Annotated in this window: 14 protein-coding genes and 1 tRNA gene; 6 read left to right on the plus strand and 9 right to left on the minus strand. The window is 70.2% G+C overall.

Features of this window, described 5'->3' with window-relative positions; genetic code table 11:
• The first annotated feature begins 112 nt into the window (after positions 1 to 112).
• The gene (locus tag ACQUQF_RS04825; RefSeq protein WP_435176324.1) at positions 113 to 259 is read left to right on the plus strand and encodes a DUF7563 family protein; all 147 of its coding nucleotides are present in this window, start codon (positions 113 to 115) and stop codon (positions 257 to 259) included.
• Between the two features lie 37 nt (positions 260 to 296).
• Positions 297 to 1,307, plus strand: coding sequence for a phytoene/squalene synthase family protein (locus ACQUQF_RS04830; protein WP_435176326.1), 1,011 nt, complete (start codon positions 297 to 299; stop codon positions 1,305 to 1,307).
• A gap of 86 nt (positions 1,308 to 1,393) precedes the next feature.
• Here the strand turns inward: ACQUQF_RS04830 and ACQUQF_RS04835 are convergent.
• From ACQUQF_RS04835 to ACQUQF_RS04845, 3 genes are all read right to left on the minus strand, one after another.
• A tRNA-Pro gene (locus tag ACQUQF_RS04835) sits at positions 1,394 to 1,466 on the minus strand.
• 61 nt (positions 1,467 to 1,527) lie between these two features.
• Entirely contained in the window at positions 1,528 to 1,833 is a 306-nt protein-coding gene (locus ACQUQF_RS04840; RefSeq protein WP_435176328.1) for a hypothetical protein, read from the minus strand.
• A gap of 101 nt (positions 1,834 to 1,934) precedes the next feature.
• Positions 1,935 to 2,378, minus strand: a complete 444-nt coding sequence (locus tag ACQUQF_RS04845; RefSeq protein ID WP_435176330.1) for a TIGR00725 family protein — start codon at positions 2,376 to 2,378, stop codon at positions 1,935 to 1,937.
• A 202-nt stretch (positions 2,379 to 2,580) separates the two neighbouring features.
• On the opposite strand from ACQUQF_RS04845, the gene ACQUQF_RS04850 reads away from it, so the two are divergent.
• Entirely contained in the window at positions 2,581 to 3,093 is a 513-nt protein-coding gene (locus tag ACQUQF_RS04850; protein WP_435176332.1) for a hypothetical protein, read from the plus strand.
• Between the two features lie 44 nt (positions 3,094 to 3,137).
• Here the strand turns inward: ACQUQF_RS04850 and trmY are convergent, their stop codons facing one another.
• A complete protein-coding gene (gene trmY / locus ACQUQF_RS04855; RefSeq protein WP_435176334.1) occupies positions 3,138 to 3,734 on the minus strand; it encodes a tRNA (pseudouridine(54)-N(1))-methyltransferase TrmY in 597 nt (198 codons plus the stop codon).
• Between the two features lie 510 nt (positions 3,735 to 4,244).
• Between trmY and ACQUQF_RS04860 the strand changes: the two genes are divergently transcribed.
• Both ACQUQF_RS04860 and ACQUQF_RS04865 read left to right on the plus strand, forming a co-directional pair.
• The gene (locus tag ACQUQF_RS04860; RefSeq protein WP_435176336.1) at positions 4,245 to 5,408 is read left to right on the plus strand and encodes a tubulin/FtsZ family protein; all 1,164 of its coding nucleotides are present in this window, start codon (positions 4,245 to 4,247) and stop codon (positions 5,406 to 5,408) included.
• 286 nt (positions 5,409 to 5,694) lie between these two features.
• Positions 5,695 to 6,969 carry a hypothetical protein gene (locus tag ACQUQF_RS04865; protein ID WP_435176338.1) on the plus strand — a complete coding sequence of 425 codons (1,275 nt, stop codon included), beginning with the start codon at positions 5,695 to 5,697 and terminating at the stop codon, positions 6,967 to 6,969.
• A 46-nt stretch (positions 6,970 to 7,015) separates the two neighbouring features.
• Here ACQUQF_RS04865 and ACQUQF_RS04870 read toward each other — a convergent pair whose 3' ends face one another.
• The 3 genes from ACQUQF_RS04870 to ACQUQF_RS04880 all read right to left on the minus strand — a co-directional run bounded on the left by ACQUQF_RS04870 (position 7,016) and on the right by ACQUQF_RS04880 (position 9,320).
• The gene (locus tag ACQUQF_RS04870; RefSeq protein WP_435176340.1) at positions 7,016 to 7,174 is read right to left on the minus strand and encodes an HVO_A0556 family zinc finger protein; all 159 of its coding nucleotides are present in this window, start codon (positions 7,172 to 7,174) and stop codon (positions 7,016 to 7,018) included.
• A gap of 404 nt (positions 7,175 to 7,578) precedes the next feature.
• Positions 7,579 to 7,809 (minus strand): hypothetical protein, encoded by a 231-nt coding sequence (locus tag ACQUQF_RS04875; protein WP_435176342.1) that lies wholly within the window; start codon positions 7,807 to 7,809, stop codon positions 7,579 to 7,581.
• Entirely contained in the window at positions 7,806 to 9,320 is a 1,515-nt protein-coding gene (locus tag ACQUQF_RS04880) for a sodium:solute symporter family protein (RefSeq protein WP_435176344.1), read from the minus strand. The genes ACQUQF_RS04875 and ACQUQF_RS04880 overlap by 4 nt, the downstream gene beginning before the upstream one ends.
• Positions 9,321 to 9,480: 160 nt before the next feature.
• Between ACQUQF_RS04880 and ACQUQF_RS04885 the strand changes: the two genes are divergently transcribed.
• The gene (locus tag ACQUQF_RS04885; protein ID WP_435176346.1) at positions 9,481 to 10,113 is read left to right on the plus strand and encodes a cyclase family protein; all 633 of its coding nucleotides are present in this window, start codon (positions 9,481 to 9,483) and stop codon (positions 10,111 to 10,113) included.
• A gap of 109 nt (positions 10,114 to 10,222) precedes the next feature.
• Here the strand turns inward: ACQUQF_RS04885 and ACQUQF_RS04890 are convergent, their stop codons facing one another.
• Positions 10,223 to 11,236 (minus strand): agmatinase family protein, encoded by a 1,014-nt coding sequence (locus ACQUQF_RS04890; RefSeq protein ID WP_435176348.1) that lies wholly within the window; start codon positions 11,234 to 11,236, stop codon positions 10,223 to 10,225.
• The gene (locus ACQUQF_RS04895; protein ID WP_435176349.1) at positions 11,236 to 12,549 is read right to left on the minus strand and encodes an aspartate aminotransferase family protein; all 1,314 of its coding nucleotides are present in this window, start codon (positions 12,547 to 12,549) and stop codon (positions 11,236 to 11,238) included. Before ACQUQF_RS04895 ends, ACQUQF_RS04890 begins: the two co-directional genes overlap by 1 nt.
• Positions 12,550 to 12,649: the final 100 nt, after the last annotated feature.

Genomic DNA, 12,649 nt, shown 5'->3' on the forward strand with positions numbered 1-12,649 from the left:
TGGTAAGGTATCCAGCTTTTCCGGATCGCCCTCCTCCGTCCATCCGAGCGGGGAATCGCCGCGCCGACGCGACGCCGCGGACCGGCGGACGGCGCCTCCCCGGGAGAGACCCATGCCGAACTGTGATCACTGCGGGAGCTACGTTTCGAACTCGTTCGCGCGCGTCTTCGCCGACGAGCGCGGACGAATCAGCGCCTGTCCGGAGTGCTCCGCGAACGCGGGCATCGCCGAGGTGTCGAAGAGCAGGATCGAGTCGTGACGGTCGGCGCCCCGACCCCCGAACCGAGGCGAGAGCCATGGTAACGGACGAGCAACTCCGGACGAGCAGGGCGGTACAGCGTCGGACCGGCCGGACGTTCCACGTCGCGACCCGGTTCCTCCCCGAGCGGGCGCGCTACCCGACGTACGTCCTCTACGCGTTCTTCCGGACCGCCGACGAGGTCGTCGACGACCCCGACCCGGACGCGCCGGCCGAGCAGCGGGCCGAACTCGCCCGACTCCGTGAGGCCGCGCTGGGCGAGGGCGAGCCCGACGACCCGGTGCTCGCGGCGTTCGCCGACGTGCGGGAGCGACGCGGCGTCCCCGACCGGGAGGTCCGCGAGTTCGTCGACGCCATGGAAGCCGACGTCGAACCCGAGGGCTACGACACCTACGAGGACCTGACGGGCTACCTCCGCGGGTCGTCGGTCGCGGTCGCCTACATGATGCTGGCCGTGATGGACCCCGACGACCCGGCGGCGGCGAGGCCCCACGCGCGGGCGCTGGCCGAGGCGTTCCAGCTGACGAACTTCCTCCGGGACGTCCGGGAGGACGCGACCGAGTACGGCCGGGTGTACCTCCCCCGGGCGACCCTCGCGGAGCACGGCGTCTCGGCCGGGGACGTCCGGGACCTGCGCGCCTCGGAAGGGGTCGCCGACGCGGTCCGCGCCGAACTCCGCCGGACCGAGGAGCGCTACCGCGAGGGCGTCGCCGGCATCGAGCACCTGCCCGACGACTGCCAGTTCCCGGTGCTGCTGTCGGCGGTGCTGTACGCCGAGCACCACCGGCTCATCCGCGAGCGCGACTGCGACGTGCTCTCGGCGACGCCGAGCCTGGGCTACCGCGACTACCTCCGCGTCGTCGCGCGGACCTGGTGGCACTGGCGGCGCGAGCGCGACCCCGAGGCGGTCTTCTACCGGGCGAGCGCGATCGCGGCGGAGGACGGGATGGAGCCGGAGGAGGGGACGGGGCTGTCCGGGGCGACGGGGCGGAGGGACTCGGGCTGTCGGGTCGTAGATCGGCTTCGGTCGTGGTGGCCGGTGGGGTGAGGGGAACGAGCGCGAGCCGGCGTGTTTCCCGTCTTTCCCGCTCGACACGCTACTAAGTACTCGGAGAATCGAATTGCGGGCAGAAATGGGCCGGCGCAGATTCGAACTGCGGTTACGGCCACCCGAAGGCCGAAGGATACCAAGCTACCCCACCGGCCCGCAGGTAGAACAAGAGGCGTCCGAACTTTAACCCTTCCGGATTCTGCCGACCGCCCGCGGGCTACGCGGCCCGGTAGTACTCGACCTTCTCGCCGCCGTCGAACACGACGCGCTTCTCCAGCTCGCCGGCGTGGACGAGATACTCGAACGCCCACCGGTACTCGTCCTCGGCCGACTCCCCGCCGAGGAACGCGCCGACGTCCTCCCACGTCGACTCCGAGTCGCGCTGGGCGTTGGCCTCGGCACGCTCGAAGATCTCCGCGATGGAGTAGGCGGTCGGCTTCTCGTCCGCGAGGAAGCCGTGGATGAGCGCGATGACGCTGTCGTCCGGTTCGGCCTGCTCCCACTGTGATTCCGAGAGTGGCATCACGCCACGTAGCGGACGGACGTCCTTGAGGGTTGTCGCGGGCCGGCGGTGGCTGCCGCGGCCCCGGACGCGTCGCGGCCGCTCCGCGCCGGGCCAGGCGGCTACTCGACCGCCGACTCCACGTACTCCACCGCGGCGCGCGGGGAGTCGACCGCCTCGACGCCCGGCGCGTCGTGGGTGTCGAGGCCGGCGATCGGGCGGTCGTACACGCCCGCGAAGCCGACCTCCGAGAGCGTGCCGACGCCGCCGTCGACCGCGACGACCGCGTCGCCGTTCATCACCACGAGCGCGTTCCGGGCGTGGCCCAGCCCCGTGGCGATGGCGGTGTCGACGTGGGGATTGGCCGCACCGCGGTCCTCGCCGGGGAGGATGCCGACGGTCCGCCCGCCGGCCTCGCTCGCGCCGCGGCACGCCGCCTCCATCACGCCGCCGAGGCCGCCGCAGACGACGGTGTGGTCGCGCTCCGCGAGGAGTCGACCGACCGCCTCGGCGTCCGCGGCCCGCTCGTCGGTGACGGTGCTCCCGCCGATGACGCTGACTCGCATGCGTGGAGGTGCTGCTCGCGGGACCGTGAGCGTGTCGCTCCGGGGCGCCGACCGAGCGCGACAGACCTGAGTCAGCCGGGCACGGCAGTTGAGTCAGCCGGGCACGGCAGACGTGAACCGGCCGAGCGCGGCGGACGCGACGGCCCGCGAGCGAGCGGGTCGCTGCTGAAGACTTATCACGGTCCGGTAGGACACCCCTGGTATGCCCGCCTCGACGGCCAGCCGGCGCGCTCTCCTCGCGGTCGCCGTCGTCTCCCTGGCGATTCTGGGCGGCTGCCTCGGTCAGTCCGGTGGGCAGCCGAGCGAGACAGCAGAACGGAGCGACTGTCCCGACGACCGGATAACGCCGGTCCCGTACCCCGACCCGCCCGCGGAGCTGACGAACGAGTCGGTCCGGGCCTTCGTCGCGGACCTCGAACGGGCCTACGTCTACACCCACGAGACGGGCGAGAACGTGACGCGGCTCGCCTTCGACCCCGAGCCGGACGCCGTGACCCGGCTGGCGGACGGGTGGTCGGTCCGCGTCGAGACCGGGCTCTCGCGGTACAGCTGCGCCGACGGGACCTTCGCCGTTGGCGACGGCTACTACACCGCGCGCTACTTCCTCAACGAGAGCGTCGTCTACCGGATTCGAGAGGGCGGGGCCGGGCCGGTCGCGGACCCGCGGGAGCACGGGACCCGGCTCCGCGTCGGGAACGCGACCGGCGACCGGTAGATTGCGCGGCGAGCATCGGCTCGAAGCCGGGACGTAGTCCGACTCTAGTACTCCGAGAACCCCTCGGTGTCGAGGTAGTTGTGCGCGACCGTGATCGCGTGGTCGGCGTGGAGCAGCTCCGGACCGAGGCGGACGCGCTCGTCGGCGGCCGCCGCCAGCAGTTCCGCCTCCGCGTCTGCGAAGTCGCGGTGGTCCGACAGCACGAAGACGGGGTCGGCGGGCGGTTCGACGTCCACCACGGGGTCGCCGTCCTCGTGGAGCTGGACCACGGTCCCGTCGCGGGCCGCCTCCTCCAGGACCGGCTCGAACCCCCGCTTCGAGAGGTGGACGCCCGGCGAGCTCTCGGTCTCCATGTGGCCGATGGCCTCGTCCTTCGCGTCGAGCGCGTTGCGGACCAGGGCGGCCGTGCTGCGCTCGTCGGGGTTGAGCCGCCGGAGCTGCGACCCCTCGAAGCGGACGGTCACCTCGTCGGCAAGCACGAGGTGGACCCGCACGTCCTCCCGGATGGCGTGCGAGAGGAAGAACGCGGAGTTGACGCACCGGCACAGCACGTCGAGCCGGCCCGCCCCGCCCGCGAGGTCGTCCAGCGAGAAGTCGGGGGTCGTCGGGGCGTCGTGGCCGAGGACGATGAACTGGCGCATGGGGTCGGCTACTCCCGCCGGCGTAATACGCGCGTCGAAGCCGGGAGGCGGTCGGGAGTCGTAGTCGGGAAGCGGCGTCGCGATTGCGAGCCGAAGCCGAGAAGTGGAGGCACAATCACGAACCGGAGTCGGGAGGCGAAGTCGCGATACCGATGGGGTCGCGATAGGGGACACGAGACGGAACCACAGCTCCGAGAGTAGTTGGGAACGATACACACCCCGTGGTAAGCGGTCTTTACCGTCCGTAACCGCCCGACGACGACGAGGTGTTCCGCGGAGGTCGGCGGGCAGACGGAGCGCCGTCGACCGCAGAACAGACCGCCTGACGCCGCGCCGCGCCGGTCGGTCGGCCGAGCGGGAGCTCGTGTGGGACCGCCTGAAACCCCGTGTGCCGCCGTATAACTATGGGTACGACCGCCCTCGTGAGGAGGTACAGCCGATAGGCCCGGCCCGACGCGCGGTCAGTGACCGGGTAACGTTCGCACATCGGCGTTAGGGAGGCACCAAAACATGAAGCTCGCAATGATCGGCTTCGGGCAGGCAGGCGGCAAGATCGTGGACAAGTTCGTGGAGTACGACCGGGGGACTGGCAGCGACGTCGTCCGGTCGGCCATCGCAGTCAACACCGCGAAGGCGGACCTCGCCGGGCTCGAGTACGTTCCCGAGCGGAACCGCGTGCTCATCGGCCAGGCCCGCGTGAAGGGCCACGGCGTGGGCGCGGACAACGAACTCGGCGCGGAGATCGCCGAGGAGGACATCGACGAGATCCAGGGCGCGGTCGACCAGGTACCGGTCCACGAGATCGACGCGTTCCTCGTGGTCGCGGGCATGGGCGGCGGCACCGGGTCGGGCGGCGCGCCCGTCCTCGCCAGCCACCTCAAGCGCATCTACACCGAACCGGTGTACGGCCTGGGCGTGCTGCCCGCCGAGGACGAGGGCGGCATCTACACGCTGAACGCCGCCCGGTCGTTCAAGACCTTCGTCGACGAGGTCGACAACCTGCTCGTCTTCGACAACGACGCGTGGCGCGAGACCGGCGAGTCGGTCCGGGGCGGCTACGACCGCATCAACGACGAGATCGTCCGGCGGTTCGGCATGCTGTTCTCGGCCGGCGAGGTCGGGCAGGGCGAGGAGGTCGCCGAGAGCGTGGTCGACTCCAGCGAGATCATCAACACGCTCTCGTGCGGCGGGGTCTCGACCGTCGGCTACGCGACCGAGCAGGTCGACACCGCCGGCGGCGGGCTGCTCGGCCGGTTCTCCGACGAGGAGCTCGACGCCACCGAGACCACGAACCGCATCACCAGCCTCGTCCGGAAGGCCGCGCTCGGCCGGCTCACCCTCCCGTGCGAGGTCCGGAGCACCGACCGGTCGCTGGTGGTCGTCGGCGGCCCGAAGGACCACCTCAACCGGAAGGGCATCGAGCGCGGCCGGAAGTGGCTGGAGAACGAGACCGCGAGCATGGAGGTCCGGGGCGGCGACTACCCGATGGCCGACACCGACCGCGTCGCGGCGGTGACGCTGCTGTCGGGGGTCACCGACGTCCCGCGGATCAAGGACCTCCAGGGCGTCGCGGTCGAGACCCAGGACAACATCGAGGCCATCGAGGAGGAGAGCGAGCAGAACCTCGAGAGCCTCGTCCGCGACGACGGCGACGAACTGGAGGCGCTGTTCTGACTCCGGGCTGACCCCCGGCGGCGTCACCGCCGCGAACCCCGGCGGCCGCGGCGATGGATTCTGGTTTGGTTGGGTCGACGCGGCCGCCCGGTGCCGTCTTTGCGGTGTCGATTTTCTTCGACGGATTTATCGCGGTCTGCGATCGCAGCGCCTCGAAGTCGTACTTATTTCTGTCGAGTCCCCGCGGATTTCGCGCACCGAATCGGATGGTATAAATAAAACCGGAAAAATTTGAATGGTTACAATATTTTTACGTCGGTGGGGTGGCCTGGCCCAGTATATCGCCATGACCGCTCCCCACGCGCTCCGAGATCTCGCGGCGCTCATCGAGAACCTGGACGACGCCACCCTCTCGATCGACGGCGTCCAGACGCCGGAGGGGTCGCTCGTCGACGGGCGGACCCTCACCGCTGAACTGACCGCGCGACTCGACTGGGGCGACCTCGACGACGTCGGAAGCGCGGTCTCGGTCGGACTCCCGGACGGCAGCGAGACCGAGGCCGACGAATCGGGCGTCACGTTCCCGCTGGCCGTGGAACTCGACGTCGGCGACGGTGCGGCGGAGACCGAGCCGGTCGCCGAGACCGCCGAGACCGCGAAGACGCAGGTCACCGACGGCGGAGTCGCGATGACGCGGGCGTCGGACGACAAAACGGAATCCCCTGACGAGGTACAAGAGCCCGCAGCGACCGATGACCGGGACGGTGAACAAGGAGAGGAGAGCGACAGCAGCGAGACGAGAGACCGAGGTGACGAGGGAGTCGAAACCGAAGACGAGGCGGTACGGAAAGACGAAGCGGCACGGAACGACGAAGAAGCACGGGAGGGCGACGAGCCGACCGACGGCGACGACGCGGCGGCGGACGCGACACCGGAGCCCCACCGCGACCCGGAGCGGCTCCGCGAGGCCTACGAGTCCTGCGAGACGTTCCCGGAGATGGCCGAGGCGCTCGGGGCCAGCGTGACGCCCCAGACGGTCCGCTACCACGCCATCGAGCTCGGCATCCACAGACCGAACGAGCGGCCCAAATCGGCCGAGCGGTCGGACGCGGCGCCCGACAGCGAGGACGCGACAGCCGCGGACGAGAAGTCGGGAGACGCAGACGAACCGTCAGAGGAGGACAGCACGGAAGACGGCGACGCGTCGAGCGACGCCGGAACCGGCGGACCGGAGACTAGCAAATCCGAGACCGGCGACCAGCCGACTGCGGCGGAAGGCGGGCCGGCCGACAGCGTGAGGCTCGAACAGTCCGACGACGGCGCGACCGAGGAGTCGGACGGCGAGGCCGAATCCCGCCCGCCGGCGCTCCGGACCGAGGACCTGCCGGCCGACGTCGACCTCCCCTCGCACGTCGCGCTGGCGGACCTGCGCGACGCGGTCCGGGACGCGACGACCCTCTACGAGGTCCAGCGCGACCTCCGGGTCGACCGGAGCGCGGCGCGGCGCCTCCTCCGGGACCTGAACCTGCTCGACCTGGTGACCGGCCGCGCGGCCACCGCCGACGAGCGGACCGTCTCGGCGGCGAGCATCGACGAGCGCATCCGGCGGGCCTGTACGTGAGGATTCCCGAGCGGCGGTCGGGAAGTTCGATCCCGTAGCGGAGCCGCTACCAGACGCGGGCCGCGGGCGTGCCGCAGTGCTCGCAGACTACTGCGTCGTCGCCCTTGAAGGGCTCGCGCGTCAGGACGCCGGTCGCGCACCACGCGCAGTCGTCGCCGACGAGCGGCGCGAGGAGGGTGTCGGAGTCAGAGGATACCGATTGCATCGTGTGGAAGCGCACGGCACCGAGTTATGAAAGTGTCGGAATTGAAACCACAACTGACATGTCGTCGGCGGGGCACGGACGGGAATCGAACTGTCGCAGTACTTTAATCAATCTGCCGGTGCGGAACTATAATGTGGATTTATTATCCAGCGAGCGGACATAACTACCGTGTCGATCTACACGAGGGTGTGCGACTGCTGCGGGAACGCAGTGGAGAGAGGCAAGGGCGACCTCTGTCGGCGGTGCAGGGCGGCGGACTGCACCGCGGACCGGGCGAACTGCGCGTGAGTCCGGCGGTCGCGGACGGGGTCGAAACCCCGAAACGGGTGGCCCGACGGGACGCCGGAGGAGAGACGACCCAGCAAGCGACGCACCGTGTCGCGGGAGACGGTCGGAACCGAGCGTCAGGCGCCGATGATGATACCCAGCACCAAGAGCGCGAAGAACCCGCCCCACATCGCCAGCGAGCGGAGCGTCGTCGCCCGGTCTTCGAGCGGCACGTCGCCCGGTTCGGCGGTCGCGCCGCCGCTGTCGAACCCCTGGGTGACGAACCAGTAGACGACGAGCGCTCCGAACGCCGCCTCCGCGAGCCAGAACAGCGCCACCATCCCGGTGAACATGCCCTTCCCCATCATTCGCGGTCACCTCCGGAGGCCCGCCGACCGCCGTCGGTGGCCATCGCCGAGCCCTCCTGCGCGATGGACTCGAACCGGAAGTCGTCGGGCGAGACGGCGCTGATGCCCGCGGTCAGCCCCGTCGAGACCAGGTGACCGACGGCCATGATCTCCCACAGCTTCAGGTCCGGACTGGTGACGACGACGTCGTAGCTGGCCGCCAGCAGGAACGCCGTCACCAGCTGCGAGACGACCACGCCGGCGACGAACGCGGTGCCGGCCGTCTTCCGCCAGAACAGCGAGAGCGCGAACGGCCCGACCAGCGCGGAGGCGCCAATGCCGCCGATGAGTAGGAGCTGGACGAAGCTGATGGAGCCGAGCGCGAACACCGTCGCGGCGAAGATGATCACCGCGAAGCCGACGGACGCCCCGCGGGCGACCCGCAGCTGCTGGTCGTCGGACGCCTCGGTGTCGACGTGCCGGTAGTAGATGTCGCGGGAGGTGAGGCTGGCGATGGCCGTCAAGTACGAGTCGACCGACGACCCCAGCACCATGAGCGCGACCAGCAGGAAGACGACGGCCGCCCAGTCGGGCAGGAGCCCGAGGGCCTCGATCGAGAGGTTCCCGGGCGAGACGTCGGTGAAGGCGGCGAGGCCGACGAACCCGATGATCGAGTACATCGCGATGGTGGTGAACACGCCGATACCCCCGATGGTGAGGAACCGGGACGTCCGGTCGCGGCGGACCGCGAACACCCGCTGCCACGTGGCCAGCGACACGACGCCCCACACGCCCAGGCCGAGCGCGTACGGGAGGAACAGCCCCTCGATGGCGTCGAAGTTCGCCAGCGAGAGGAACGCCGACGACTTCGACCCGAGGTTGGCGACCATCTGGTCGTAGACCGCGCCCGGCCCGCCGACCTCGAACAGCAGCAGCGGGACGAACACCAGCGTCAGCACGAGCGCGCTGACGAACTGGACGAAGTCGGTCGTCATCGAGCCCCACAGCCCGCCGAGCAAAATGTACACGCCGATGACGCCCATCAGGATGGCCATCACGACGTTAGGGTCGATGCCGGTCAGGCCGCCGATGACCGCACCGCCGACGAACAGCTGGATGACCCCGCCAAGCACCATCGTGTACAGGATGACGAGCACGACCACGAGGTGGGCACGCTTGTCGAACCGTTCGATGAAGTACTCGCTGTACGTCAGCCCCTGCGGGAACAGCCTCCGCATCCGCAGCGCGAAGGGGATGACGACGAACGACGACAGCACCGCCGGGGCGGCGTACATCCAGATGCCGGCGACCCCGGTGATGCCGACGTACTGGGGGACGCCGAGGATGTCGCCCGCCCACATCCAGGTGACCGCGAACGAGGCGGTCGTCAGTCCCACCTGCGCCCGCCCGCCGGCGGTGATGAACTCCTCGGTGTCGTCGACGCCCTGCCGGCGGAAGACGTAGTAGGAGAGCGCGATCATCGCGACACCCCACGCGGCGAGCAGCCCGAAGCCGCCGAGGCGACTAACCATCGCCCGGCCCCTCCCGCCGCGCCGGGTCACTCGCACCGTCGATGCACTGGGTGGTAATGTATTGCCACATCAGTACGGACGATAACCAAGAGCTGTGATAAATATTGTGATAGTTCATATCATGCACGTCACTTTTTGCGGGGCGGTGCGAACGGCCGGTATGCACGTCGACCTGAGCCACCGGATCGAGACCGGCATGCAGACGTACCCGGGCGACCCCGACGTGACGGTGCGGGACCACGCGACCCACGCCGAGGACGGCTACCGAGTCGACGCGCTCGAACTCGGGAGCCACGCGGGGACCCACGTCGACGCGCCGGCCCACACCGAGCCCGGTGGCGCGACCATCGACGAGTACCCGCTCGACCGGTTCGCGATGGACGCCGTCCGGGTGGACTGCCGGGACCTCGGCGCGCGCGACCCGATACCCGCCGAGCGCGTCCCCGACGCCGACGCGGACTGCCTGGTCCTCTGGACCGGGTGGGACGAACACTGGGGGACCGAGCGGTACCTGAACCACCCGTACCTGACGCCGACGGCGGCCGAGCGCTGCGCGGACCGCGGGTTCGCGGTCGCGTCGGACACGCTCAATCCCGACCCGACCCCCACCGACGAGGCCGACGCCGGCGAACCGGAGGGGTTCGGCGCCCACCACGCCCTCCTGGGAGCCGACTGCCTCGTCGTCGAGAACCTCGCGAACCTCGACCGCGCCGCCGACAGGTTCGAACTGCGGGTCTACCCGCTCGCGCTCGGCGGCGACGGGGCCCCGGTCCGGGCGGTCGGCGTCGTCTGATTCGCTCGGTCAGGTTGGCAAACCATTGCCACCCGAGTCCGGGTACGAAAGCCGCGACCGCGGTGAAGCGGGACGGGGAGAAGGCGAGGCGGACCGCGTCGCGGACGCGTTACTCGGCGAACTGCCGTTCGAGGAGCGTGATGAGCAGGTAGGCGGCGAGCCGGCTCGTGCCCTCGGTGCCGTCGTAGCGCGGGGCGACCTCCATCAGGTCGACCGCGCCGACCGCGTCGTGGCCGCCCAGCACCTCCATGGTGGCGAGCGCCTGGTCGGCCGTGAGGCCGCCGGGGATCGGCGTCCCGGTTCCCGGGGCGACGCTCGGGTCGACGCCGTCGATGTCGAAGGTCACGTAGACCGCGTCGGCGTCCTCGGCGGCGGCCTCGACCGCCTCCGAGACCACGTCGCGGACGCCCCGCTCCCGGATGTCGTGGGCGGTGAAGAGGTTGAGCCCGGTCTCGTCGGCGAACTCGAAGAACTCGGGCGACTCGTACCCCCGGATGCCGACCTGGCTGACGTGCTCGAAGTCGGTGTGGGGCGACTCGGCGATGAGGTTCGTCGACGACCCGTGGAAGTGCTCGCCGAAGAGCGCGCTCTCCTGGACGGTGTCGGTGTGGGCGTCGACCTGGACGAGGCCGATAGTGTCGTGGTCGGTCCCCTCGGCGAAGCCGCGGAACGCGGGGAACGTGCAGTAGTGGTCCCCGCCGAGCACGACCGGGAACGCCTGGTCGGCGATCGTGGCGACGTACGCCGAGATGCTCTCGGCGGTCTTCTCCCGGTCCATGGGGAAGAGGGGGACGTCGCCGCAGTCGGCGATGGAGAGCCGGTTGAAGTCGACCTGCCGGCCGGTCCGCATGTTCGTGAGCCCGCCCTTGTACCCCGAGATGTAGGCCCACCACGCGCTGGCGCGCCGGATGGCCTCCGGCCCGTAGCGGGCGCCGGGACGGTTGCTCACGGCGCCGTCGTAGGGGACGCCGACGACGCCGGCGTCGACGTCGGCCAGGTCCTCGACCTCGCGCTGCTCGGACTTGAGGAACGTGTTGATGCCGGCGTACGCGAGCTCGATGTCGGCGCCGGCGTAGCGCTCGCGGAACGCCTCGGCCGTCCGCGGGCGGTCGAACTGCGACATTACGCCTCCACCTCGATTGCGGTTTCGAGCGCCTCGACGGCCGATTCGAGCTGCTCGCGCTCGATGGTGAGCGGCGGCTGGAACCGCATCACGTTCTTGTAGTAGCCGCCGACGCCCATCACGATGCCCTCCTCGCGGAGGCGCTCGCTGACGGACTTCGCGAGGTCGGCGTCGGGCGCGGGGGCGACCCCCTCGGGGCCGGTCGCGTCGGGGTCGACGAGTTCGACCCCCTGCATCAGGCCGAGCCCGCGGGCCTCGCCGACCGCGTCGAACCGGGACTCGAGGTCGGCGAGCCTGTCGGACAGCCACGCGCCCTGCTCGCGGGCGTTGGCGACGATGCCGTCCCGGAGCTCGTCGATGGTCGCGAGCGCGGCGGCGCTGGCCACCGGGTTGCCGCCGAACGTCGAGAGGTGGTCGCCCGACTCGAAGGCGTCGGCGACCTCGGCCGAGGCGGTGAACGCCCCGAGCGGCAGGCCGCTGGCGATGCCCTTCGCCTGCGTGAGGATGTCCGGGACGACGTCGAAGTGGTCGCTGGCCCACAGCTCGCCGGTCCGGCCGTACCCCGCCTGGACCTCGTCGACGATCAGGAGCGCGCCGTGGTCGTGGGCGATCTCCTTGACGCGCTCCAGCCACCCCTCGGGCGGGACGATGATGCCGCCCTCGCCCATCACGGGCTCGACCACGACAGCGGCGACGTCGTCGGAGGTGTGCGTCCCGATGACCCGTTCGATGTGGTCCGCGCAGTCGGCGGTGCAGTCGCCCTCGCACCGCGGACACCGGTAGGAGTAGGGCGGCTCGGCGTGGGTGACGTCGTTGATGGTCGGCGCCATGCCGTCCTTGTACGCGGCGTTGCCGGTCAGCGCGAGGCTGCCGAGGGTCCGGCCGTGGAACGACTTCTCGAGGGCGACGACCTCCGTGCTCCCGGTGTACTTCCGGGCGAGCTTGATCGCGCCCTCGACCGCCTCGGTGCCGGAGTTACAGAAGAACGACTTCCGGAGGTCGCCGGGCGTGATCTCGGCGAGGCGCTCGGCGAGCTCGGCGACGGGCCGGTTCGGATGGACGTACGAACAGCTGTGGACGAGGTCGTCGAGCTGGTCCTTCGCGGCCTCGACCACCGCCTCGTTCCGGTGACCCGTGTTGGTCACCGCGATACCGGAGAACACGTCGAGGTACTCGTTGCCCTCGAAGTCCTCCACCGTGCAGCCGGAGGCCCGCTTGACGGGGACGTCCAGTTCCTTCCAGATCGGCATCACGTGTTCGTCGTACTGCGACCGGAGTCGGTCGTTCGACGGGGGGATTACTTCGTTTGACATAGTTCTGGTCCAGTGCCGGCAGCGCGCCGGCAACTACTTGCCACCACGTAGACGGTATTTGACCTGGTAGAAAAAACTACCGGCGCACACATCGGGCGTT

The organism is Halorussus sp. AFM4 (assembly GCF_051194995.1).
Lineage (GTDB): Archaea > Halobacteriota > Halobacteria > Halobacteriales > Haladaptataceae > Halorussus.